Origin of the sequence: Micromonospora sp. CA-244673 (assembly GCF_050948395.1) — a bacterium.
In the GTDB taxonomy this organism is placed as follows: Bacteria; Actinomycetota; Actinomycetes; order Mycobacteriales; family Micromonosporaceae; genus Micromonospora.
In genome coordinates, this window is sequence record NZ_CP192019.1 from 570344 (window position 1) to 594715 (window position 24372).

General features: G+C 73.9%; 21 protein-coding genes. 14 read left to right on the forward strand and 7 right to left on the reverse strand.

Going from position 1 to position 24372, the window contains the following annotated elements; genetic code table 11:
- The first annotated feature begins 21 nt into the window (after positions 1 to 21).
- From ACQP12_RS02880 to ACQP12_RS02915, 8 genes are all read left to right on the forward strand, one after another.
- Positions 22 to 237 (forward strand): hypothetical protein, encoded by a 216-nt coding sequence (locus ACQP12_RS02880; RefSeq protein WP_357941053.1) that lies wholly within the window; start codon positions 22 to 24, stop codon positions 235 to 237.
- A 444-nt stretch (positions 238 to 681) separates the two neighbouring features.
- On the forward strand, positions 682 to 771 hold the full coding sequence (kdpF, locus tag ACQP12_RS02885; protein ID WP_357940507.1) for a K(+)-transporting ATPase subunit F: 90 nt from the start codon (positions 682 to 684) through the stop codon (positions 769 to 771).
- A complete protein-coding gene (gene kdpA, locus ACQP12_RS02890; RefSeq protein WP_357940509.1) occupies positions 771 to 2426 on the forward strand; it encodes a potassium-transporting ATPase subunit KdpA in 1656 nt (551 codons plus the stop codon). The genes kdpF and kdpA overlap by 1 nt, the downstream gene beginning before the upstream one ends.
- 20 nt (positions 2427 to 2446) lie before the next feature.
- Complete coding sequence (kdpB, locus tag ACQP12_RS02895) at positions 2447 to 4639, forward strand: potassium-transporting ATPase subunit KdpB (protein WP_433284801.1); 2193 nt, start codon at positions 2447 to 2449, stop codon at positions 4637 to 4639.
- Complete coding sequence (locus ACQP12_RS02900; protein WP_433284803.1) at positions 4639 to 5520, forward strand: potassium-transporting ATPase subunit C; 882 nt, start codon at positions 4639 to 4641, stop codon at positions 5518 to 5520. The genes kdpB and ACQP12_RS02900 overlap by 1 nt, the downstream gene beginning before the upstream one ends.
- An 84-nt stretch (positions 5521 to 5604) precedes the next feature.
- A complete protein-coding gene (locus tag ACQP12_RS02905) occupies positions 5605 to 8160 on the forward strand; it encodes a DUF4118 domain-containing protein (protein ID WP_433284805.1) in 2556 nt (851 codons plus the stop codon).
- Positions 8157 to 8855, forward strand: a complete 699-nt coding sequence (locus ACQP12_RS02910) for a response regulator (protein ID WP_357940517.1) — start codon at positions 8157 to 8159, stop codon at positions 8853 to 8855. Before ACQP12_RS02905 ends, ACQP12_RS02910 begins: the two co-directional genes overlap by 4 nt.
- A gap of 64 nt (positions 8856 to 8919) precedes the next feature.
- Entirely contained in the window at positions 8920 to 10035 is a 1116-nt protein-coding gene (locus tag ACQP12_RS02915) for a magnesium and cobalt transport protein CorA (RefSeq protein ID WP_433284807.1), read from the forward strand.
- Between the two features lie 41 nt (positions 10036 to 10076).
- Here the strand turns inward: ACQP12_RS02915 and ACQP12_RS02920 are convergent, their stop codons facing one another.
- Complete coding sequence (locus tag ACQP12_RS02920; RefSeq protein WP_433284809.1) at positions 10077 to 11294, reverse strand: MFS transporter; 1218 nt, start codon at positions 11292 to 11294, stop codon at positions 10077 to 10079.
- 277 nt (positions 11295 to 11571) lie between these two features.
- Between ACQP12_RS02920 and ACQP12_RS02925 the strand changes: the two genes are divergently transcribed.
- The 4 genes from ACQP12_RS02925 (at position 11572) to ACQP12_RS02940 (ending at position 14737) form a co-directional block, all read left to right on the forward strand.
- Positions 11572 to 12600, forward strand: coding sequence for a DUF4331 family protein (locus tag ACQP12_RS02925; protein WP_433284811.1), 1029 nt, complete (start codon positions 11572 to 11574; stop codon positions 12598 to 12600).
- A gap of 128 nt (positions 12601 to 12728) precedes the next feature.
- On the forward strand, positions 12729 to 13139 hold the full coding sequence (locus ACQP12_RS02930) for a hypothetical protein (protein ID WP_151463010.1): 411 nt from the start codon (positions 12729 to 12731) through the stop codon (positions 13137 to 13139).
- A gap of 15 nt (positions 13140 to 13154) precedes the next feature.
- Positions 13155 to 13751, forward strand: coding sequence for a cell wall protein (locus ACQP12_RS02935; RefSeq protein ID WP_433284814.1), 597 nt, complete (start codon positions 13155 to 13157; stop codon positions 13749 to 13751).
- Between the two features lie 119 nt (positions 13752 to 13870).
- Positions 13871 to 14737: a MauE/DoxX family redox-associated membrane protein gene (locus ACQP12_RS02940; protein WP_433284816.1), complete on the forward strand. Its 867-nt coding sequence runs from the start codon at positions 13871 to 13873 to the stop codon at positions 14735 to 14737.
- Between the two features lie 34 nt (positions 14738 to 14771).
- Here the strand turns inward: ACQP12_RS02940 and ACQP12_RS02945 are convergent, their stop codons facing one another.
- Positions 14772 to 17480, reverse strand: a complete 2709-nt coding sequence (locus tag ACQP12_RS02945) for a M48 family metalloprotease (RefSeq protein WP_433284818.1) — start codon at positions 17478 to 17480, stop codon at positions 14772 to 14774.
- A complete protein-coding gene (locus ACQP12_RS02950) occupies positions 17473 to 17994 on the reverse strand; it encodes a hypothetical protein (RefSeq protein ID WP_433284820.1) in 522 nt (173 codons plus the stop codon). The genes ACQP12_RS02945 and ACQP12_RS02950 overlap by 8 nt, the downstream gene beginning before the upstream one ends.
- 361 nt (positions 17995 to 18355) lie before the next feature.
- Between ACQP12_RS02950 and ACQP12_RS02955 the strand changes: the two genes are divergently transcribed.
- Both ACQP12_RS02955 and ACQP12_RS02960 read left to right on the forward strand, forming a co-directional pair.
- Positions 18356 to 19378: a fatty acid desaturase family protein gene (locus ACQP12_RS02955; RefSeq protein WP_433284822.1), complete on the forward strand. Its 1023-nt coding sequence runs from the start codon at positions 18356 to 18358 to the stop codon at positions 19376 to 19378.
- A 106-nt stretch (positions 19379 to 19484) separates the two neighbouring features.
- Positions 19485 to 20147, forward strand: coding sequence for a hypothetical protein (locus ACQP12_RS02960; RefSeq protein ID WP_433284824.1), 663 nt, complete (start codon positions 19485 to 19487; stop codon positions 20145 to 20147).
- A gap of 234 nt (positions 20148 to 20381) precedes the next feature.
- Here ACQP12_RS02960 and ACQP12_RS02965 read toward each other — a convergent pair whose 3' ends face one another.
- The 4 genes from ACQP12_RS02965 to ACQP12_RS02980 form a co-directional block, all read right to left on the reverse strand.
- Entirely contained in the window at positions 20382 to 21032 is a 651-nt protein-coding gene (locus ACQP12_RS02965; RefSeq protein WP_433284826.1) for a hypothetical protein, read from the reverse strand.
- Between the two features lie 290 nt (positions 21033 to 21322).
- Positions 21323 to 21988, reverse strand: coding sequence for a hypothetical protein (locus tag ACQP12_RS02970; protein WP_433284828.1), 666 nt, complete (start codon positions 21986 to 21988; stop codon positions 21323 to 21325).
- 505 nt (positions 21989 to 22493) lie between these two features.
- Positions 22494 to 23714, reverse strand: a complete 1221-nt coding sequence (locus tag ACQP12_RS02975; protein WP_433284830.1) for an FAD-dependent oxidoreductase — start codon at positions 23712 to 23714, stop codon at positions 22494 to 22496.
- Entirely contained in the window at positions 23711 to 24352 is a 642-nt protein-coding gene (locus ACQP12_RS02980; protein WP_433284832.1) for a PadR family transcriptional regulator, read from the reverse strand. Before ACQP12_RS02980 ends, ACQP12_RS02975 begins: the two co-directional genes overlap by 4 nt.
- Positions 24353 to 24372 lie beyond the last annotated feature (20 nt).

Here is a 24372-nt window from a genome sequence, read left to right on the forward strand (position 1 = left end):
CTGCGATACCGTCACCACGTGATGGTCGAGGAGCACTGGTGGAACGGGGTCACCGCCCCTCGTGGGCGTCGTGACGTCTACATCCGCACCGACGGGCAGCGCTGGGAGGTGCAGGCCCAGATCGGCGGCACCGCCGGCCGGTCGAAGATCCAGGAGTGCCCGAGCCGGGGCTCGGCGAGCATCCTGGCCGGGGCGTGGCGCGGCAGCGGCACCGGCTGGCGTGAGGTGCGTCGCTGAGACCCTGACGGGCCGGTCAGCCCCCCGGCCCGTTCACCGCGCCGTCGACCAGTGACGCGGCGACCTCCCGTAGCTCTCCACCGTCCCACCGGCCACCATGCCGGACATCGCACGGACGGCATTTCCCCGCACGGCGCGACGTGGCCGAAGCCCTGGTCGCCGCCGTTCGACACGGACCGCTGACTCTCGCGCCGGGTGACCCGGCTCACCCGCGGTGCGCTCCGCGTGAAAGGCGCGTCAAGAAACCGGCCGCGGCCGTCACGGTCGCGTTATAGCCCCTGTCCGCGCGCCCGATCCGGCGTTGTGATGGCTCGGCGCGACCCGAAGGCGGTCGCCCGACAACGTCCGGTAAGAGGAGTCAGCCGTGTCTGACGTGGTGTTCGTGCTGGTGACGGTGGTGCTGTTCGCGGCGCTCGCCCTCGTGGTGAGGGGTGTGGAGAAGCTGTGAGCGCGGTGAACGCCGCCGGCCTGGTGTTGGCGATCGGCCTGGGCCTTTTCCTGGTCGTCGCCCTGCTGTTCCCGGAGCGCTTCTGATGACCATGACAACAGCCGGTGTCATCTTCCTGCTGTCCCTGGTGGCGGCGCTGGTCGCCGTTCACAAGCCGTTCGGTGACCACATGTACCGGGTGGTGTCCGGCAGCCGGCAGTCCCGCGTCGAGCGTGGGATCTTCCGACTGGTCGGCGTCAACCCGGCCGCCGAGCAGACCTGGGGCGTGTACGCCCGCAGCGTGCTGGCCTTCTCGGCCGTCTCGATCCTGTTCCTCTACCTGTTCCAGCGGGTGCAGGACCGGCTCTGGCTCTCGCTGGGCTTCGACCCCGTGGTGCCGCACGGCGCCTGGAACACCGCCGTGTCCTTCGTGACCAACACGAACTGGCAGTCGTACTCGGGTGAGTCGACCATGGGTCATCTCGTGCAGATGGCCGGCCTGGCCGTGCAGAACTTCGTCTCCGCCGCGGTCGGCATCGCCGTGGCGGTGGCCCTGATCCGCGGGTTCGCCCGCAGCCGCACCGGCGGGCTGGGCAACTTCTGGGTGGACCTGACCCGGATCACCCTGCGGGTCCTGCTGCCCGTCGCCGTGCTCGGCGCGCTCGCGCTGATGATCGGCGGCGTGGTGCAGAACCTCTCCGGCGGCACCGACGTCACCACGCTGACCGGTGGGACACAGCACCTGACCGGTGGCCCGGTGGCCGGCCAGGAAGTGATCAAGGAGCTGGGCACCAACGGTGGCGGCTTCTACAACGTCAACAGCGCCCACCCGTTCGAGAACCCGACGGCCTGGACGAACTGGCTGCAGATCTTCCTGATCCTGCTCATCCCGTTCAGCCTGCCCCGGGTCTTCGGCCGGATGGTCGGCCAGAACCGGCAGGGCTACGCGATCGCCGCGGTCATGGCCATCCTCGCGCTGGCCAGCGTCACCCTGACCAACGTCTTCGAGCTGGCCGGGCACGGCACCGTCCCGCAGGCCGTCGGTGCGGCGCTGGAGGGCAAGGAGGTCCGGTTCGACGTGTCGAACTCCGCGACCTTCGCCGCCGCCACCACCCTCACCTCGACCGGAGCGGTCAACTCGTTCCACGACTCGTACACCGCGCTGGGCGGGATGATGACGCTGGGCAACATGATGCTCGGCGAGGTCGCGCCCGGCGGCGTCGGCTCGGGCCTCTACGGCCTGCTGATCCTGGCGGTGATCACGGTGTTCGTCGCCGGCCTGATGGTCGGCCGGACGCCGGAGTACATCGGCAAGAAGATCGGTTCGCGCGAGATCAAGCTCGCCTCGCTCTACTTCCTGATCACTCCGGCGCTGGTGCTGGCCGGCACGGCGGCGGCGTTCGCCACCGGCAACAACGCCACCGCGCTCAACGTCGGCCCGCACGGCCTCTCCGAGGTGCTGTACGCCTTCACCTCGGCCGCCAACAACAACGGATCCGCGTTCGCCGGCATCACCGTGAACACCACGTGGTGGGACACCGCGCTCGGGCTCTGCATGCTGCTCGGCCGGTTCCTGCCGATCATCTTCGTGCTCGCCCTGGCCGGTTCGCTGGCCCGGCAGCAGCCCACTCCCGCGTCCGAGGGCACCCTGCCGACCCACCGACCGCTCTTCGTCGGGATGGTCGTCGGCGTCACGGTGGTCCTCGTGGCGCTGACCTTCCTTCCCGCACTCGCGCTCGGCCCCCTCGCTGAGGGGCTGTGACCACCATGAGGAACGAGGACATGTCCGTCACGTCCGTGACATCCGGCACCGGCGAGGAGCCGGTGGCCGGAACCCCCGCCCGCCACGGCAACCGGGTCGGCGGGGGGTTGCTGGACCCCAAGCAGCTGATCCGGTCGCTGCCGGACGCGCTGCGCAAGCTCGACCCCCGCACCCTCTGGCGCAACCCGGTGATGCTCATCGTGGAGATCGGCGCCGTCTTCACCACCGCCCTGGCGGTCGCCGACCCGTCGGTCTTCGCGTGGGCGATCACCGTCTGGCTGTGGCTCACCGTGGTCTTCGCGAACCTGGCCGAGGCGGTCGCCGAGGGCCGGGGCAAGGCCCAGGCCGCCGCCCTGCGGCAGGCGAAGCAGGACACCGTAGCCACCCGCCTCGTCGGGTGGACGCCCGGTGCGGCGGCGAACGCCTACCGCGACGAGGCGGTCCCCGCGCCGCAACTCCGGCAGGGCGACATCGTCCTGGTCGAGGCCGGCAACATCATCCCCGGCGACGGGGACGTGGTCGAGGGGATCGCGAGCGTCGACGAGTCGGCGATCACCGGCGAGTCCGCGCCCGTCATCCGGGAGTCCGGCGGCGACCGCAGCGCGGTCACCGGTGGCACCCGGGTGCTCTCCGACCGGATCATCGTGCGGATCACCCAGAAGCCGGGAGAGAGCTTCATCGACCGGATGATCGCCCTGGTCGAGGGCGCCAACCGGCAGAAGACCCCGAACGAGATCGCGCTGAACATCCTGCTCGCCGCGCTCACGATCATCTTCCTGCTGGCCGTGGTGACCCTCCAGCCGCTGGCGATCTTCGCCAAGGGCTACCAGGCGGCCGCCCCCGACACCGGCGCGATCACCGATGCCGGCGTCAGCGGCGTGGTGCTGGTGTCGCTGCTGGTCTGCCTCATCCCCACCACCATCGGGGCGTTGCTGTCGGCCATCGGCATCGCCGGCATGGACCGCCTGGTGCAGCGCAACGTCCTGGCCATGAGCGGCCGGGCCGTCGAGGCGGCCGGCGACGTGAACACCCTGCTGCTGGACAAGACGGGCACGATCACCCTGGGCAACCGGCAGGCCGCCGAGTTCCTCCCGGTCGAGGGGGTGACCGCCGCCGAGGTCGCCGACGCCGCGCAACTGTCCAGCCTCGCCGACGAGACCCCCGAGGGCCGTTCCGTCGTGGTGCTCGCGAAGAACGAGTTCGGGCTCCGCGAGCGCGAACCGGGACTAATCCCGCACGCCACCTTCGTACCGTTCACGGCGCAGACCCGGATGAGCGGCGTCGACCTGGGCCCGGACAGCGCCGGCGGCGGCGTCCGCCAGATCCGCAAGGGCGCCGCCGCCGCGGTGATGAAGTGGGTACGCGAGAACGGCGGCCACCCGACCGAGCAGGTGGGCGAACTGGTCGACGGGATCAGCGGCACCGGCGGCACCCCGCTGGTGGTCGCCGAGCACGTCGACGGCGAGCCGGCCCGCGCCCTCGGTGTCATCCACCTCAAGGACGTGGTCAAGGCCGGCATGCGCGCCCGCTTCGACGAGATGCGCCGGATGGGCATCCGCACCGTGATGATCACGGGCGACAACCCGCGTACCGCGCGGGCCATCGCGGACGAGGCCGGCGTGGACGACTTCCTCGCCGAGGCCACCCCCGAGGACAAGCTCGCGCTGATCAGGAAGGAACAGCAGGGCGGCCGGCTGGTCGCCATGACCGGCGACGGCACCAACGACGCGCCGGCCCTCGCCCAGGCCGACGTCGGCGTGGCCATGAACACCGGCACGTCGGCCGCCAAGGAGGCCGGCAACATGGTCGACCTCGACTCCGACCCGACGAAGCTCATCGAGATCGTGGAGATCGGCAAGCAGTTGCTGATCACCCGCGGCGCGCTGACCACCTTCTCGATCGCCAACGACATCGCCAAGTACTTCGCGATCATCCCGGCGATGTTCGCCGGCATCTACCCGAGCCTGGACACGCTGAACGTCATGCGGCTGTCCAGCCCGGAGTCGGCGATCCTCGCCGCGGTCATCCTCAACGCGATCGTCATCGTCGCGCTCATCCCGCTGGCCCTGCGCGGCGTGCGCTACCGGCCGGCGAGCGCGTCGAAGCTGCTCAGCCGCAACCTCTGGCTCTACGGCCTCGGCGGCATCATCGTGCCGTTCGTCGGCATCAAACTCATCGACCTGCTCATCCAGTTCATTCCGGGGATCTCGTGATGCGCCTCCCTACCTGGCTCGCCCAACACCTGGCCGCCCTCCGCGCGCTGCTCGTGTTCACCGTCCTGCTCGGCCTCGCGTACCCGCTGGCCCTGGTCGCCGCCGGCCGGATCCCCGGCCTCGACGGCCGCGCCGACGGCTCGCTCGTGACCGTGAGCGGCAGGACCGTGGGCAGCTCACTCATCGGCCAGTCCTTCACCGATGCGGACGGCAACCCCGTGCCGCGCTACTTCCAGTCCCGGCCGTCGGCGGCCGGCGACGGCTACGACCCCACCGCCACCTCGGCCAGCAACCTGGGCCCGGAGAGCGTGGTCGACACCATCGCCGCCGACCCCGGCGACTCCACGCAGAGCCTGCTCACTCAGGTCTGCACCCGCAGCAGGGCGGTCGGCGAGCTCGACGGCGTCGACGGGCGGCGGCCCTACTGCACGCCCGACGGGGTCGGCGCGGTGCTGGCCGTGTTCCGCGCCGGCGGGCTGACCGGCCCGGTCACCCGGGTCGTCAGCGTCAACCAGGCCGCGCCGGCGACGCCCTTCGTGGCGATGTGGCAGGGCGTCCCGGTGGAGCCCGCCCAGCCCGGCCACGACTACGTGGCCGAGGGCGGCGTCGTCACCCCGGTCCGGGGGGACGCGCCGGCGAAGCCGGCCGTACCGGCCGACGCGGTCACGGCGAGCGGCAGCGGCCTCGACCCGCACATCTCCCCGGCGTACGCGGAGATCCAGGTGGGCCGGGTGGCGCGCGAGCGCGGCGCCGACCCGGCGGCGATCCGCCGGCTGGTCGCGGAGCACACCACCGGCCGGTCGCTCGGCTTCATGGGCGAGCCCGGCGTGAACGTCCTGGAACTCAACCTCGCGCTCGACCGGACGTTCCCGGCGCGCTGACCGTTCGGCCCGTCGAGAGGGGGCCCCGCCACATCGCCAGGCGATAAGCGGGGTCCCCTCCGTCGGTGAAGGGAAGATGGTGCCGTGGCCAGGGCAGAACTGCGGATCTATCTCGGGGCCGCCCCGGGGGTCGGCAAGACGTACGCCATGCTCGAGGAGGCCCAGCGCCGCGCCGAGCGCGGCACCGACGTGGTGATCGGGCTGGTGGAGACGCACGGCCGGCCGCACACCGCCGCCATGATCGGCGATCTGGAGGTGGTGCCGCGCCGGTCGATCGGCTACCGGGGCGTCGACTTCACCGAGCTGGACCTCGACGCGGTGCTGGCCCGCCGGCCCGAGGTGGTCGTGGTCGACGAGCTGGCGCACACCAACGTCCCCGGCTCCCGGCACGACAAGCGCTGGCAGGACGTCCAGGAGCTGCTCGACGCGGGGATCAGCGTGCTCTCCACGGTCAACGTCCAGCACCTGGAGTCGCTCAACGACGTCGTCGCGCAGATCACCGGCACCACCCAGCGGGAGACCGTGCCGGACCAGGTGGTCCGTGCCGCGGAGCAGGTCGAGCTGGTGGACATGACGCCGGAGGCGCTGCGCCGCCGGATGGCGCACGGCAACATCTACCGGCCCGACAAGATCGACGCCGCGCTCGGCAACTACTTCCGGGTCGGCAACCTCACGGCGCTGCGCGAGCTGGCGCTGCTCTGGCTGGCCGACAAGGTCGACGAGCAGCTCGACGCCTACCGCTCCCAGCAGGGCATCTCCGACACCTGGGAGGCGCGGGAACGGGTGGTCGTCGCGCTGACCGGCGGCCCGGAGGGCGAGACGCTGGTCCGCCGGGCGGCGCGGATCGCCGCCCGGAGCAAGGGCGCCCAGCTGCTGGCCGTGCACGTGGCCCGCAGCGACGGGCTGGCCGGCGCCGACCCGGCCCAGCTGGCCCGGCAGCGGGTCCTCGTGGAAAGTCTCGGCGGCACCTACCACCAGGTGCTCGGCACCGACATCCCGGCGGCGCTGCTCGACTTCGCGCGCGGCGTCAACGCCACCCAGCTGGTGCTCGGGGCCAGCCGGCGGGGACGGTTCGCGCAGTTGCTGTCGCGCGGGGTCGGCGTCACCACCACGGCGCTCTCCGGCGCCATCGACGTGCACCTCGTGACCCACGCCCAGGCGGGACGCGGTCGCCGCGGCGCGGCCGTGCCCGCGGCGCTGTCCCGGCGCCGCCGGCTGCTCGGCTTCGCGCTCGCGGTCCTCGGCATGCCGCTGCTGACCCTGCTGCTCGCGGCCCTGCCCGACCTCACCCTGACCAACGACATCCTGCTCTTTCTCACTGGCGTGGTCGGGGTGGCGCTGGTCGGCGGGATGTGGCCAGCCCTGGTCGCCGCGCTCGGCGGCTCGCTGTTGCTGAACTGGTTCTTCACCCCGCCGTTCCACACGCTGACCATCGCCGAGGCGGACAACCTCCTCGCCCTCGGTGTGTTCGTCGGGGTGGCGATCGCGGTGAGCTGGGTGGTCGACGTGGCTGCCCGGCGTACCCGGGAGGCCGCCCGGGCCTCGGCCGACGCGCAGACCCTGGCCACCGTGGCCGGTGGGGTGCTGCGCGGCGAACGGCCGCTGCCCGCGCTGCTGGACCGGCTGCGGGAGACCTTCGCGCTCCGCGCCGTGAGCGTGCTGGAACTGGTGGCGGAGGCCGAGGGGCGGCCGGCCCGGGACCGGGAGGCGGCGGCCTGGCGGGTGGTGGCCTGCGTCGGCGACGCCCCGCCGGGCAGTCCGAGCGCCGGGGAGACCGTGGTGCCGGTCGACGACGGGCTCAGCGTGGTGCTCGCCGGCCGGCGGCTGGAGGCCGCGGACCGCCGGGTGGTCGAGGCGTTCGCCGCCCAGGCCGCCGTCGCGCTGCGCCAGGAGCGGCTCGCCGAGGAGGCCGCCACCGCCCGCCCGCTCGCCGCCGCCGACCGGATGCGCACCGCGCTGCTCGCCGCTGTCAGCCACGACCTGCGTACGCCGCTGGCGTCGGCGAAGGCGGCGGTGAGCAGCCTGCGCAGCCACGACGTGGAGTTCGACGCCGACGACCGCGAGGAGTTGCTGGCCACCGCCGACGAGTCGCTGGACCGGCTGGGCCGGCTGGTGGCGAACCTGCTCGACATGAGCCGGCTCCAGGCGGGCGCGTTGGGCGTCACCGCCACCGCGATCGGGCTGGAGGACGCCGTACCCCGCGCCCTGGACGAGCTGGGCCCGTCGGCGGCCGAGGTGACCACGGACATCCCGCCCGACCTGCCCGCGGCCCTCGCCGACCCCGGCCTGCTGGAGCGGGTGCTGGTCAACATCGTGGCCAACGCGCTGCGCCACAGCCCGCCTGGGCACCCGCCGGCGATCACGGCCAGCGCGCACGCCGGCCAGGTCGAGCTGCGGGTGATCGACACCGGCCCGGGCATACCGGAGAACCAGTGGGAGCACGTGTTCCTGCCGTTCCAACGCCTCGGCGACCGGGACAACCAGACCGGGGTCGGGCTGGGGCTGGCGCTGTCCCGGGGGCTCGCGGAGGCGATGGGTGGCAGCATCACCCCCGAGACCACGCCCGGCGGCGGTCTCACCATGGTGCTGCGGCTGCCGGCCGGCAGCGGCGGAATCGACGCGGAGGGGCCGCAGGAATGACCCGCATCCTGGTGGTCGACGACGAGCCGCAGATCCTTCGCGCCCTGCGGATCAACCTGCGGGCCCGCGGCTACGACGTGGCGGTGGCCGACAGCGGGACGGCCGCGTTGAAGGCCGCCGCCGGCCACCCACCGGACCTGGTGGTGCTGGACCTCGGCCTGCCCGACCTGGACGGCACCGAGGTCATCCGGGGCCTGCGTGGCTGGACCGGTGTGCCGATCATCGTGCTCTCCGGCCGGGCCGGCAGCGAGGACAAGGTCGCCGCGCTCGACGCGGGCGCCGACGACTACGTCACCAAGCCGTTCGGGGTGGACGAGCTGCTCGCCCGGATCCGGGCGGTGACCCGGAGGCTCACCGGCTCCCCGGCCGACCCGGCCGGCGCGGGATCCGTCGCCACGCAGCGGATCGGCCGGCACACCGTCGACCTCGCCGACCGCGTGGTGACCCGCGACGACGGCGTCGAGGTCAAGCTCACCCCCACCCAGTGGGCGATGCTGGAGAAGCTGCTGCGGCACCCGGGCAAGCTGGTCAGCCAGCGTCAGCTCCTGCACGAGGTGTGGGGCCCGGAGTACCACAACGAGACCAACTACCTGCGCCAGTACATGGCCCAGCTGCGGCGCAAGCTGGAGGACGACCCGGCCCGGCCCCGGCACCTGATCACCGAACCGGGCATGGGTTACCGCTACCGCCCGTGAGCCGCCGGGTTTGTCCCGGCCGCCGCGGGGGACTCGGCGAGCCGGCCGACGAGCGGGGGAGGGCATGGCGGACAACCGGTTCCCGGCGCCGTCGGCGGGGTTCGGCCGCCGCCTGGACGAGCACGCCACCGACGGGGGCGCGGCCGAGGGGGAGCGGCCCGCCGGGCTGGTCGACAGCGGGGTCTACGTCGACGGGGTACGGCGTGCCTCACCGGTCAGTCTCGCCGACACGTTCCACTGCCTGCAGGAGCTCGACCGGTCCGTGGCCTGGATCGGGTTGTGCCGGCCCAGCCCGGAGCAGATCGTCTCGTTGGCCGCCGAGTTCCAGCTCCCGGAGCTCGCCGTCGAGGACGCCATCAACGCCCACCAGCGGCCCAAGCTGGAGCGGTACGGCGACACCCTGTTCGTGGTGCTGCGCGCGGCCCGCTACCTCGACGCGCGGGAGGCGGTCGAGTTCGCCGAGGTGCACCTGTTCCTGGGGCCCGGGTTCGTGATCACGGTCCGGCACGGCGGCGCGCCCGACCTGGCCGGTGTGCGGCGCCGGATGGAGGCGGAGCCGGCCGTCCTCGCGCTCGGACCCGAGGCCGTCCTGTACGCGGTGCTCGACCGGGTGGTCGACGGCTACGCCCCGGTGGTCGCCGGGCTCGAGAACGACATCGACGAGATCGAGACCGAGGTGTTCGGCGGCGACCCGAACGCCAGCCGCCGCATCTACGAGCTGAGCCGGGAGGTCATCCAGTTCCAGCGGGCGGCACGCCCGCTGCTGAAGGTCGTCGACGCCCTCACGGCCGGCTTCGACAGGTACGGCACCGACGAGGAGCTGCGCCGCCGGCTGCGCGACGTGGCGGACCACCTCACCCAGGTCGTCGAGCGGGTGGACGGTTTCCGGCACCTGCTGCAGAGCATCCTCACCGTCAACGCGACCCTCGTCTCCCAGGCGCAGAACGAGGAGATGCGCAGCCTGACCGCGGCCAGCTTCGAGCAGAACGAGGAGATCAAGCGGGTGTCGGCGTGGGCGGCGATCCTGTTCGCCCCCACCCTGATCGGCACGGTCTACGGCATGAACTTCGTGCACATGCCGGAGCTCGGCTGGCGATACGGCTACCTGTTCGCGGTCGCCCTGATGGCGGCCGTCTGCGGTGCCCTCTACCTGCTGTTCAAGCGCCGCGGCTGGCTCTGAGCCCGGTTCGACAGCGGTCGAGCAGCAGCATGACGCGGGTGTCATGAGGACCGAGCGTAGACCTCCGCCCCGGGCTCGCTGCCGTTCCCCGGCCGTCGCCGCCCGTCTCCGCGCGAGACGGCCCAGAGCACCACCGTGCCGAGCGACGCGGCGGCGGGGGCCACCGCCAGGCCGTACCGGAGGTCGGTCGACACCAGCGGGCCGGCGAGCGCCGAGCCGGCGGCGCTGCCCACCACGAACGCCGTGCTCACCCAGGCGAACGCCTCGGCCACCGTGCCCCGCCGGGCGAGCCGCTCGGCGGTGAGGAAGACGGCGGTCAGCAGCGGCGGCAGCGCGAGCCCGCTGACCACGAGCAGGGCGGCCATCGGGACCGGGCCGGGGGCGAGCAGCAACGGCAGGAAGCCGACGGTGAGCGCGGCGGCCAGCAGCGGCAGTCGCCCGGGCCCACCCGGCCGGGCCCGGGTGTAGAGCAGGCCACCGGCCAGGGCGCCGGCCGCCTGCGCCGCGAGCAGCCAGCCGCTGAGCTGCCGGTCGCCGGCCGCCTCCGCGTAGCCGGTCACCGCCACCGCGATGCTGCCGACGGCCGCGCCGACGCCGACCACGCCGGCCATCAGAACGGCGAACCGGGGTACGCGCAGCGGGCCGGCCCAGTGCCGCAGGGCCGGCACGCCGCGCCACGCGCGGACGGCGGGGCTGAGCGCGTACGCCGCGGTGCCGGCGAGCTGCAACACCCCGGCGGCGACCAGCCCGGCGGGCGGGCCGGCCAGGGTCACCGCGAGGAGGGTGACCAGCGGGCCGACCACGAAGATCACCTCCTGCACGGCGATGTCCAGGGTGTACGCCGTGGGCACCGTGGCGGGCGGGAGCAGGGCGGGCCAGAGGGTACGCAGGCACGCCTCCAACGGCGGCGTGCCGAGCCCGGCCACCGCCGCGCCGACCACGGCGCCGGTGAGGTGCCCGCCGGTCAGCGCCACCGCGCCGAACCCGAGGCCGGACAGGATCGCGGCGGCCCACAGCACGGGCGGCTGCCGCCAGCGGTCCACCGCCCGGGCGAGCAGGGGCGTGCCCACGGCCATTCCGGCGGTGTACGCGGCCACCAGCAGGCCGGCGGCGGCCAGGCTCAGCGACTGGCGGGCGAAGAGGAGCAGCGCCAGCGGCCCGCTGGCGGTGGGCAGCCGGCCGACCTGGCTGCTGAGGAGGACCCGGAGGACCTGGGGTGCGCGCAGCACCGCCCGGATCCCGGAACTGTCGACGGACATGAGGCATCGCTCCCGGTGCGACGTGAGAGGGAAGAGGGGCGTCCGGTGCCGGGGCGCCTCAGGGAGCGAAGTCGGCCCGCTCGTGGTCGTTGCCGTAGAGCGGCAGGGCAGGGGTGAGCCACTGGGCGTACGCGGCCGCCGCGGCCTCCACCGGGATCACCGGCCGACGGTAGCCCACCCCGGGCCCCGGCGGGAAGTGGTTATTCGGTCCTTTTGCAGCGGAATGCCCGGATAGGCTCGGGCCTGCCGCGCCCAGCCGCCGACCCGGGAGACAGCCATGTCGCACCACCTCGACACCCCGCTCGCCGCCCAGAGCGGCCAGCTCTACCTGGACGACCTCTTCGTCTTCGACGGCGAGCGCGGAACCGTCCTGGTGATGGACGTCAACAGCTCGGTGACCCGGGCCGACATCAAGCCCGGCTTCCACCACGAGGCGCGGTACGAGTTCAAGGTCCACGTCGACGGCAGCGAGATGGAGGCGCTGACCTACCGGGTGGCCTTCGGCGAACTCGACGGCGAGGGCCGGCAGGAACTCACCGTGCACGCCCTCACCGGCGCCGAGGCCTACGACGACGGCGCCACCGGCACGCCGGTCGCCCAGGGGCGTACCGGGGAGGAGGTGACCGGCGGCAACGTGCGGGTCTGGGCCGGGCGGATCACCGACCCCTTCTACATCGACCTGGACCAGCTCGCCACCGTCAACGACGCCTTCAAGAACGGCGCCCGGCTGGACCGCTCGACCTGGCGCCCGGAGAACGCGAAGAACACCTTCGCCGGCACCACCGTCGACTCGATCGTGCTGGAGGTGTCCCGGGACGAGCGGATGCTGTCCGTGGGCACCCGCATCGGCGTCTGGGCGGCCACCAAGCTGGCCACCGACGCCGGCGGCTGGCGCCAGATCAACCGCGCCGGCCACCCGATGATGTGGCCGATCTTCTGGCCCACCGACACCGACTTCTCGAACCCCGCCAACACCCGCCACCCCTGCGAGGACCTGCGGGCCGACGGCGCGGAGATCGCGTCGACCGTCGCCCGGGTGGTGGCGGCGAACGGCACGGCGCCCGACCCGGGCGCGTACGGCTGGAGCGTGGCCCGCGAGGTCTACCCGGACGTGCTGTCCTACCAGGTCGGCACCCCGGCGAACTACGGGTTCGCGGTTCGCAACGGGCGCACCATGGCCGACAACGTGCCCGAGGTGATGTTCTCCCTGGTGCTCAACACCGGCATGACGTCCGGCCTCACCCCGGACGTCGCGAAGGACGCCCGCGCCGCCTCCTTCCCGTACGTGGTCCCCGCCGGGAAGTGACCCGTTGAGCGAATTCCGCCTGTAGGAAATCTTCGGCCCGCCTGTTGACGTGGATGGTTTCTGTCATAACAATCGCCATCTATATCGACATCCATCGTTGTCGATCAACGATCGGGAAGGAGGTATCCATGGCGGCCATACGAGGCGAGGTGTCCTGGTTCTGCTGCGGCACCGCCTGGGGACCGTGCGGCACCGCCGGGGGCGGCGCCTGTGGCACCTGCAGGTCGGGCAACTACCAGCACGCCTGGCCGAACACCTCGGACGCGTGCTGGGCCATCACCCACCCGGACACCTGCGGGCTCAGCATGAGCCGGCGGACCTGCGGCTTCCGCCACTACACCACCAACCTCTGCAACGGCGCCCGCGTCGGCACCACCATCGCCGACTGCGGCCCGCAGACGGACCTGTTCTGCGGCGAGCGCACCTGCTGCGGCTCGGCCTGCGGCAGCAACCGGATCATCGACCTGACGCCCGCGGCGTTCAGTGCGATCGGCAGTCTCTCGGTGGGGCTGCGGCCCTGCTCGGTCGACACCGTCTGAACGGGAGGGTTCGTCATGCCGCAGACCATGGACCGCCGCCGTCTCCTCGCCACCGCCGCGCTCGGCGGCGTCGTAGGCGCCACCGGACTCGGCTCGCTCGCCCCCGAGGCGGCCTTCGCCGCCGAGCCGGCGACCGTCGAGCCCGGCACGCCCGACCCGAACTTCGTCGAGGGCCGGATCAGCAAGATCTCCGGCCACCTGCTGCTGGTCACCGGATCCGACACCGTGCTGCACTCGATCCGGATCACCGACGGCACGAGCATCTGGAAACTGCACCCGACCACGTTCGACCAGGTGGCCACCGGCGACGGGCTCTACGCCCGCGGCGTCCGCCTGCCCGACGGCACGCTCGCCGCCGACTCGGTCTGGGTGAACATCGTCAACCTGCACGCCCACATCGCGGCCGTCGGCCGCAACCTGCTCCACCTCGACCACAAGGGCCAGCGCATCGTCGCCCACGTCGTGCCCGGCCGCTCCGCCGCGGTCTACAACGGCACCCCGGCCATCAGCGACCTGTCCCTGCTCCGGGTCGGCCGGCACGTCCAGGTGCTCGGCGCCTGGCACCCGGACACCAACGAGATCGACATCGCCACCGTCTACGCCGCCGCCTGACCGGTACGCCCGACGGCTCCAGGTCACGGCGCAGACGCGCCGAGCTGGAGCCGTCGCAGGGCGGGTCACCCTACGGACCGCCCGGGCGCCACCCGTCGGCCCACCCGAGGGGAGAACCCATGATCGAGATGATCGCGGCGCTGCAACCGCTGGTCGTCGGCGCGGTGCTGATCTGGTCGGCCCGCGTGAAGCTTCTCAACCGGCACGCCGCCACGGTCGCCCGGCGGTCCGCGCTCGTCCGGCTGATCGGGGAGCGCCGCGCGCTGCCCGCGTACCGGCTGCTCGGTGCCGTCGAGCTGATCCTCGGCGCGCTCCTCCTGCTGCCGCCCGCGCTGCGGCTGGAGACCGCCGTCGCGACCGCCGTGGCCGTCGGCTTCCTCGGCTACCTGGCGTACGCCCGCCGGGCCGCCCCCACCTCCTCGTGCGGCTGCCTCAGCAGCCGCTCCACCCCGGTCTCCGGTCGCAGCCTCGGCCGGGCCGCGCTGCTCGTGGCGGCGGCCGGGCTGGCCACCCTCGCCCCCGGCGGCTGGCCGGCCGCGCTCACCGGCCGTCCCCTGGCCGGCGGCGCCGCGCTGCTGGCCGAGGCGGCGGCCGTGGTGGCGCTGTCCCCCGAACTGGACGCCGCCTGGCTGCTGCCACTGCGCCGGCTGCGCGCCCGGCTGACCAACCCGCTGCGCGGCGGCACCGGGCTGCCGCTGCTCGCCACCGTGCAGCAGGTCCAGCTCAGCGACCCCTATCGCCGGGTCGCGCCGCTGCTCCGCTCCGACGTCCGCGAGCACTGGGACGACGGCGAGTGGCGCTTCGTCGGCCACGCCGCGCGCTACCAGGGCCGGCCGGCCACGGCGGTCTTCGCCGTCCCGCTGGTCGACGGCGGGCCCGACGCGGTACGGGTCGCCGTCGTCGACGACGCCACCGGGCAGACACTGCTGGCCCTGGCCGGCGCCGGGCGACCCGCCGGCCCGCGGCTGGACGTGGTGCCCGCGTGACGGGCGGACGGGACCACCGGCTGCGGTGGTCCCGTCACGCCGGGCTGCGGACGAAGGTCTCCTCGCCCCACGACCCGTCGTCGCCGTCGAACCTGATCACCAGCTCGCCCGGCCCGCACCGGTACGTGCTGGCCGAGTCGTCCACCACCGTGGTCACGTCGGCCTCCCGCCCGTCCACCCGCAGCAGCACGAGGTCGCCGGTGGTCACCACGTTCCGCTGGGTGTACCGGCCGGCCCGGGCCGTCCACCGGTAGGTCTGGGTGCCCCGGCGTACCTGCCGGACGGTGTGCCCGTTCAACGTGCCCTCGGCCACCGAGAGGTCGTAGAGGTCGGTCGCCGTGCCGTCGGCCCGGTACGCCGTGGCGAACCCGGTCGACGCCCCGCTGGTGAGGTCGACGGACGCGGCCGTGGTCAGCCCGGCCAGCCGTCCCAGGACCGAGTCCGTGGCGACCTGCGCGTGGTAGCGGCCCGCGGAGAGCCGCCACACCCCGACCAGGCAGCCGTCCCGCTCCACCGGCACGGTGGCGCTGCCCGGCCCGTCCGCCGAGACGACGGCGGCGGCCAGGCCGAGCAGCACGGCCGCGGCCGTCACCCCGGCCGGCCGGCGCCCTGGGCCGACCCGGGCCAGCGCGGCCGTCGCGGCGGCGCCGAGCGCCGCGGCGAGCGTGGCGAACACCGGGGCGACGAGCAGGGCGTGCCCCAGTGCGCGGGCCACCGCGGCCCGGTCAGGTCCCGCGCACCCCCCGCCCGGCGGGCCCACATCGCAGGAGAGCAGCACGCCGGCGGCCAGCACCGCCGGCGCCAGCAACAGCCCGGCGGTGAGCGCCGCGAGCGTGCCGTGCCAGATCGACACGCGCCGGCCGGCCACGACCGCCACCGCGGCGGTGGCCTCGACCAGCGTCACGGGCAGCAGGGTGTGCCCGTCGACCAGGCCGCGCAGCGTCGCCGGCCCGAGGCCCGGGTCGCGGGCGGCCACCGCCGCGCCGGCCACCACCACCGGCAGCGCGACGGCTGCCACCATCCCGGTGACCGCACCGACCCGGAGCGCCCGCCGGGCGCTGGCGCCGGTCGCCACCAGCGGGAAGAGGGCGGCGGCGAGCGGGGCGGCCAGCAGGTACGGCGCCTGGTCGGCGAGGACCCGTACGTGCAGGGCGAGGGCGTCGGCCAGCGTCACGACGGTGACCCGGTCCGGATGCCCCTCCCGGGCGGCGAGCAGCCGCAGCATGCTCAGGTCGCCGTCGGCGAGCCAGGCGTCCAGCACCAGCAGCGCGCCGAGGAAGCCGGCGGTCAGCACGGTCGTCGCCAGCGCGGCGGCGGCCCAGACGCGCCGCACCGCACGGCCCTCGGCGTGCCGGGGGAGCCGGCGCAGCCAGGCGTCGGCGCCCAGCGCCACCCACCGCCCGAGCAGGGCACCGCCGGCCACCGCGCACAGCGACAGCGCCAGCTCCACCCACCAGACCGGCCGGTCGTCGGCGTACCCGGCCGACCAGGCCAGCCGCCGGCCGACCAGCAGCCCGATCACCAGCGCCGCCCCGAACGCGGCACCCCGGACGGGCCGGTCACCGTGCCGCCGCGCCCACCAGGCCGACCGCCAGAGCGTCCCGGTCAGCACCAGCGCCAGCGGTGCACCGAGCAGCAGCCCCGCCGCCTGCGAGCCGCCGGCGACCGGGTCGAGCCCGGCCAGCGGGCGCGGCAGGTGGGACAGCAGGTCCACCAGCGGGGGTGCGGCGATGCCGGCCGCCAGCCCGGCGCCGAACGCCTCGACCGGCCGGGCGGACACCAGCCGTCGCGGCCGCTCCAGCTCGTCGGCGCGGGCCTGGGCCAGCGGGTGGAACCGGAACAGGGCGGCCAGCCGGTCCCGCCACCCGGTGGGCCGCCGCCCCACGCCGAGCAGCGCCCGGGCGGTCGTCGCGTCGTCGCCGCCCAGCCGGGCGTCCGCGGCGAACTCGCGGGCGCGTAGCACCGACCAGGCGGACACCTGCACCACCACGGCGAACAGCGCCAGCCGCCACACGTTCCGGGCCAGGTCCGGAGCGTGGAGCGCGCTGAGGAACGTGACCGCGGCCGGTGCGACCACGCCCAGCGGGAACGCCCAGGCGAGCGCGACGGTCAGCCGGGTCAGGTCCACGTCGGCGTTGCGCAGGTGGGCGAGCTCGTGCAGCACGACGGCCCGGAACCGGGCCGGGGCCGTCCGGTGGGCGTGCACCAGCCCCAGGTCGAGCCGGACGTACCGGCTGGCGACGGTGCCGAAGGTGTTCCCGCTGACCCGGGCCGACCGGGAGACCAGGAAGGTGGGCGCCCGCCGCAGGCCGGCCTCCCGCACCAGCGTGGCCAGGTCGGCCCGCAGCGCCTCGGTGCCCGGCACCCGGTCCAGCCGGCGCAGGCCGCGCAGCCGTCGCTCGACCCAGGGTGCGGCCAGGTAGACCAGCGCGGTCACCGCCACGAGCACCGCCAGCCCGGTGAGCATCTGCCGCAGCACGTCCGCGCCGAGGGTGCCGAGGCAGCGCTGCACGGCGTCCGCCGACGCGGCGTCGACCGTGCCGGCCCGTACGTCGATCGGCGGTGGCAGGCCGGCCAACCCGGCCAGGCAGACGGCGCGCTCCCGGGTGACCGCCGGATCGATGAGGACGATCTGCCAGCCGAACATGCTGGTCCCGATCACCGCCGTCACCACGGCGACGAACCGGCCCAGGGTGGCCGAGGGGAGTGGCGGGTGCGGGGTCCCCGGCCGCGGCTCACCCACCGTCGGCGTCCGTGCCGAACCGCGCCACGAACGCCTCGCGCACCGCGTCCCGCAGGACGGCGACCTGGTCCTCGGTGAGCTGCCAGCGCGGGTCGCGGGCCGCCGCCGTGACCGCCTCCTCGATCCGCAGCAGCTGGCCCGGCCGCAGCCGCACCGGCAACTCCGGCGCACGGCGGGACGGCCACCGCCGGCCGAGCGCCCGCAGGCCACCCCGGACCGCGTCGGTGGCCTCGGCCCGCACGGCGTCCCGCAACGCCGCGAGGCCGACGCCGCACAGCACCATGACGTACGGCAGCACCGGTTCGACGACCTCGGGGAAGCCGCCGCCGCCGGCCTCACCACCGCCGACCTGGACGAGCGCGCGGGGATCACGCCGCCACCGGCCCGGACGGCGCCGGTAGGCGGGGCTGAGGTGGGGCAGCAGGTGCTCCTCCTCGGGCGCGACCGCGCGGATCGCCACGCGGACGAGGTCGTCCTCGGTGCTCGTGTCCGGAGCGGACCTGGTCGGGATCATGCCGTCGCGCCTCCTGGCCGGTGGTCGGGAAGCGGCGGCTTCCGGCGTCAGGGTAGGAGCGGAACACCCTGTGTGACGATCAGCAATCGGACAGTAACCTCGGAGATGTGCCGGGGTCGCCGCGCAGCTCTCCGCTGGTTGGGTGCGGTGGCACTCCGTGAGGCGTACGGTGAGCATGTCGCCTGGCGTGGACGACCGCGCCCGCTCCAGGCATCGCCACGACCCCGATCCTTCTTTCGACGCGATGCGCCAATCCGCCCCGGCAGGCTCGCCGGTGCTGAAATTGACGGTGACCGGGGCGGCCGGCCGGGCCGGCACCGCTGAGTCCACCATCGGGCACGGACCGGCAGGGGAGGCCGTCGTGAGCGACATCGGGATCGGTGCCGAGCCCCGGCGGGGTAGCGACTACGCCGACCTGTCCCGGCAGATCCGCGCAGCGGGCCTGCTCGAACGGCGGCGCGGCTACTACGCGGTACGGATCGGTCTCGTCGTCGGCTGCTACGCCGGGCTGTGGGCCGTGTTCGTCCGGTGGGGCGAGTCGTGGTGGCAGCTGGTGCTCGCGGTGGCCCTCGCCGTGGTCTTCGCGCAGGCCGGCTTCATCGGCCACGACGCCGGTCACCGGCAGATAGCCCGCTCGCGGCGGGCCAACGACCTGATCGGCATCCTGCACGGCAACCTGTTGACCGGGATCAGCTACGGCTGGTGGGTGGACAAGCACAACCGGCACCACGCCCATCCGAACACCGAGGGCAGGGACCCGGACATCGGGGTGGCACCCCTGTCCTTCACCGCCGGCCAGGCCCGGCGACGGCGCGGCGTCGCCGCGCTGATCGCGTGCCACCAGGCGTACCTCTTCTTCCCGCTGCTCCTGCTGGAGGGCCTGCACCTGCACGCCAACAGCGTGCGGGCCGTCGTCCGGCCGCGTCCCCTTCCCCGCCGGGCCGCCGAAGCCGGACTGCTGGCCCTGCACCTGGGCGGCTACCTCACCACCGTCCTCCTGGTCCTGAGCCCGGCGCAGGCGGTCGCGTTCATCCTGGTCAACCAGGGTGTGCTCGGCCTCTACCTCGGCAGCTCGTTCGCTCCCAACCACAAGGGCATGCCGATCCTCGACGCCGAGGACGACCTTGACTACCTGCGGCGGCAGGTGCTCACCTCCCGCAACGTGCGCGGCGGAAGATTCGTCGACACGGTGCTCGGCGGCCTGAACTACCAGATCGAACACCACCTGTTCCCGAGCATGCCGTGCCCCAACCTGCGTCAGGCCCAGCCGTTGATCCGGCGGTTCTGCGCCGAGCACGGTCTCGGCTACCACGAGACCAGCCTGGGTCGCTCCTGGGCGGAGGCGCTGCGCCACCTGGACGACGTCGGCTCCCGTGCAGGGTAGGGCCCGTGCAGGCTAGGGACGGAGCGCGCGTGGCGGTGAGCGGCAATCGGAGATCAACCCGGGGCCGGTCGGACGGAGCCTTGTGGAGGGTTGCCATCATCGATGCGTGACGTGGAATGACCTGGCCCGTCCGAGAGGTGCCCCACCCGGCGACGAGGCGGCCGCTGCTCGCGTTGACAACCGCACCAACCTGCTCGTCGCGGAATACACCGCGATCCGGGCCGTCATGGCGCAGAAATCCGCCGCGTCGCACGCTCTCGTCGGCGCCTACCTGACCGTGGTGGCGGTGATCCTGGGGTTCGTGGTGGCCAACCGGGCCGACCCCCGCCTCCTGCTCGCCGTGCCGGTGCTGGCGGCGATCTCCGGGATCACCATCCTCCGGCGGCGGCGGGATCGTGAGGCGGCGAACAGCTACATCCGGGAGGTCCTCCGGCCGGTCGCCCTCGAATGCTCGGGTGACGACCGGGTCTTCCGCTGGGACGACTTCTACGCGCAGCAGAGGGGCTCCCGGTCCCTGCTGTACGAGTTCGGGTTGCAACTGGTCTTCCCGCTGTCCGGGTTCGCCTGCCTGTTCGTCACCCTTCCGCTGCTGGCCTCGGTCGGGGAGTGGCTGGCCTGGCTCGCGGGCCTGAGCTTCCTCGTCGCGCTGATCTCCGCGTACGTCCACCAGAACAGGAACCATCTCGCCCGATCGGTGTCCGGCTCCCGGGCCCTCGGTCTCCGCCTCGCGTGGCGGCGAGGGCGGAGCGGCGGCGGGCGGCACCCCTGACCACAATGAGCGGCATCGAGGTCGAGGCCATCAACCTCCAGCACCAGTGGTCCCGGCGCTGACGCGCCCCGAGCCTCGATCGGGCCGCCGACGCCTCGGCGCCGGGCGGCCCGCTCGGTTGCCGGTGCGCAGATAGCTCGTACCCGGGGCCTTCGCCCGGAACCATCCGGAGGGCTCCTTTTGTCGAGCCGTCGCGCCCGTCATTCCCCGACGGACGGCCAGCCGCCCGCTGACCTATGCCGACATCGCGGCGTACGGGCAGATCGCCGGCCGGGCGAGGCGGCGTCCGGGCTCGCGCAGCCCCGGGCTCCGCCACATCGGGTAGGTCGTGGTGCCGTCGGGGAGAGTGAACGGCTGGTGGGTGACGTAGCCGTGGCGGGCGTACAGGTCCCGGTCGGCCGGGGTGGTCGCCTCCGTGTAGGTGGGAACCCGGGCCTGACCCATCCGGGCGTTGCTGACGGCCAGCAGGGCGGTGGCGCGCCTGATCCGGTGCGGCTGTGCGGTCACCGCGAAGAACGCCAGGTGGTTGTGCGGGCCGGCGGGCCGGTGCGCGCCCAGCGCGTCGTCGAGCTGCAGGAAGCGGTCCAGGTGATCGGCGCAGGCGACGGCGAAGCGTTCCCCGTACCCGTGGGACGCCGGGGTGGGGCCGTACTGGTGCAGCCAGACGGCGGCGGCGGAGCGATCCCGCAGGAGGTAGGCCTCGCCGCAGAGGAGAGCGTGTTCGGTCCAGACGCGGACGACGGCGGTGAGCACCTTCCGGCGGCGGCGGTCGTCGGGCACGAGCCAGGCGCCGGTGGCGCTCTCGGCGAAGGGACCGGCGACGAGAGCGACGATGTCGCCGATGTCGCGCCATCCCGCGCGGCAGACAGGCAGGGCGTGGTTCACGGAGTTCTCCTGGTCACGATGCGGTTGGTTCGTGGACGGCGGTTGCCGAGGTGCGGGCACGATCGGCCCCGGACGTTTCCGGGGCCCCGGCCCAGCGGTGGGCGGCGACACCGGCCGGAGGCGGGCGTCGTCACGCGGGGGCGGACGGGGAAGTCGGAGGACTGGCGGCGATGGCCGCTCAGCCGGCCCCGCTACGGCCAGCCGCCCGACGGCGAGGACGCGCAGCCCTCCGGGCGGACGGACAGCGCGCCGTTGCAGGCGGGGGTCCGGCCGGTTCGCCGGCAGGAGCCTCAGGCGGGTCCGGGGTCCGGCTGACTCGACCGGCTCACGAGGGTGTCGCAGCGACCACGGTCGCAGCCCAGAGCCCGCAGCACCGGCTCCCAGGCACGAGCAGAGCCCTCAGCGGGGATGCCGGGCCCGCCCGCGCCGGCACCGGAATTGACGCTGGTGCCCGGGACGGGCGCGGAGGCGGGCGTGTCGCCGGGGGCGGGCGCGGGCTCGCCGGGCGACGGAACCCGCACCCCGGCGTGCCCGGACGGCACCCCGTCGCGGCCCGCGGGCGAGAACGCCGTTCGAGGAGCCGGAGCCTTCACCGGGAGCACGAGGGCCGCCGGAGCAGGGCGAGTGAGCGGTGGGGGAGTGCCCGCCGCCGGCGTGCCGCCGGCCGGCGCGGGTGCGCCGGCGATCGGACCACCGGCGATCGGACCACCGGCGATCGGACCACCGGGGATCGGACCACCGGGCGGAGTGGACGGCGCGGCGGGTGGCCCGATGATCGGCGCGGTCAGGTCGAGCACCGGGGCCAGGACGGGCGGCAGCAGGTCGACGACCGGCTCGGTCACCGGCCGGACGACCTCGGCGACCGGCTCTAGCAGCCGGGCCGGTGCGATCTTCTCCAGGACGGGTGCTGCCAGATCCACGACCGGACGCGTCACCGGGGTGATCACCCGCTGCACCGGGAGCACCCCGCGTGCCGCCGGACGTACCGGCCGATCGCCGGCGGCTGGCCGGCCCACGGCCCGGGCGCCCTCAGTGTCGACTCCGCCGTTCCTGGTCGGCGGCGGCGTCGGCAGGTGCGGCGGAGAGAGCACGGATTGCCCGACGATCGTCCGGACGCCGTCGAGCACGTCCCCCAGGACGCAGGGCCGCGCCGGCTCGGCCGCCTGGGCCGCGTCGGGTGCGACGGCGTCGGACAGGGCCCACGCGCCGACGAATCCGCCGCACAGGAGCACGCCCCGCAGCGCCCATCGAGCCAGTCGGCCTGGACACCGCGTCAACGGACACCTCCGCAGCGAGCACCTCTTGCTCACGTCGATGCCCGTGATTGTGCCCGGCTCGACCGGTCGGGCACGGCCAACACACCGGGGTGGGCGCCGACCAGCGAAACAGGCGGCGCCGCAGCCGCGGCCGGCGGAAGGGCAACGCGGGTCACTCCTGGCCGACGCGCCCACCCGCCGGTCGTCAGGGTCGGGCCGTCTCCGGCGCCGGGCCGACCGGCGCGTCCCAGTCGATGCGGTATCCGTACTGCCAGGCCATTTTCTCCGGCTTGGCGAGCAGCTTCAGCGCGGTTGGCAGGATCAGGTCGCGCAGCACCCGGGCCACGGGTCCGGCCGCTTTGTTGGTGTTGGTACGCGCGGCGGCCGCGATGATTTTCTCGACCCGGGCGCGGCGTAGCCGCTCGTAGGCCGCGAATGCTTGCTCGTGCGGTAGGTCGCGTAGACAGCGGGCCAGCTGCACGGCGCCTTCGACGGCCAGCGATGCGCCTTGCCCGGAACTGGGGGAGGTGGCGTGCGCGGAGTCGCCGACGAGCACCATCCGGCCGCGGCTCCAGGTCGGTACTGTCGGGATGTCCTCCATCGGCCCGACGACGAGCAGGTCCTGGGGGCGGGTACGGGCGATCATCCGGGCGGCCGGGGTGCGGTCCTCGCCGAACACGCGGGTCAGCTCGCGGATCCAGAGCTCGGCGCCGGCGCGCCTGGCGTCGGGCAGGCTTTGCGCGGTCTTCTGCGGCAGGTTGACGAACCAGCCGCCGCTGCCGTCGTCCAGTACCTGGTACCCGAAGAACGCGCGCTTGCCGAAGACCATGTGCATGGCGCCGTTGGTCGAGGGCTCGCCGGTGTCCGCCATACGGCCGGCGAAGCTGGCCAGGCCGGCGTACCGCGGGCTCGGTGCGGCCCCGTCGATCAGGCGCCGTACCGTCGACCGGATCCCGTCGGCGCCGACGAGGATGTCAGCGGTTGCCTCCGCACCATCGGCGAAGTGCGCGGTCACGGCGTCGGCGGTCTCGGTCACCCGGACCAGCCGCCGCCCGTACTCGGTGCGGATGCCCCGGCGGGCTGCCTCCTCGTGCAGGCCCTGGTAGAGCTCGCCGCGCCAGACGAAGTGCCCGATCGGCTCGGCCGGGTCGGTGCCGCCGAAGGTGGCCAGCCGCTTGCCGGTCCAGCTCTGCATGACCATCGCGGTCATCGGGATGCCGATGCGGCGCACCACGTCCTCGGCGCCGAGCACGGCGAGTGCGGCCTGGCCGTTGGGCGCGATGCTCAGCCCGCCGCCGACGGCCTCGGCGGTGCTGTGGTACGCCTCGCACACGGTGGCTTCGATGCCGGCTTTGTGTAGCGCCATCGCCGTGGCCGGGCCGGCGATGCCGCCGCCGATGACGAGCGCGGATCGGGTGTCGGTCATGTCTGTTGCCCTTCTGCGTCGGGCGGTGCCTGCGCGGGGAACGTCTCGCCGTGGAATTCGGCCCACATCGGGGCCCAGCCGGTCCGCGGGTCGGTGATCTTCTCGATGAGCGAGGTGACGTAGGAGGACTCGGCGTTGTTCATGGTCAGTCGGTACTGCTCCTCGATGAGGAACAGTTCGGGTACGTCCTGGGCCAGGGCGGTGTCGATCAGGCGCCGGGTTTCTGCGGCCCGTTCGGCGAGCCGTTGCAGCCGGTGGCGCAGGAGAGGTACCGCCTGGCTGGGTGGCAGCGCGCCGATCAGCGACAGCGCTGCCACGAAGCTGGGGTACTCGTGCTCCGGCTCGCCGAGCAGGTGGCGCAGCCACTCGCGCAGCTCGTGGCGGCCCGCGTCGGTCAGCGCGTAGACGGTGCGCTCCGGTCGCTGCCCCTCGCGGTTGGTCTCCTGCGCGGCGATGTAGCCGGCCTTCTCCAGTTGCTGCACGACCATGTAGAGCGAGCCGTGGTTGAACTTGATGCTGCGGTCGTCACCGTTGTCGCGCAGCGTGCGGCTCAGCTCGTAGGGGTGCATGGCCCGCTGCGTGAGGTAGGACAGCACGGCCAGCGCCAGCAGGTTGCTGACCTTCCGCTTGGTCGCCATGGAGCTTCTCCTCGGTGTAG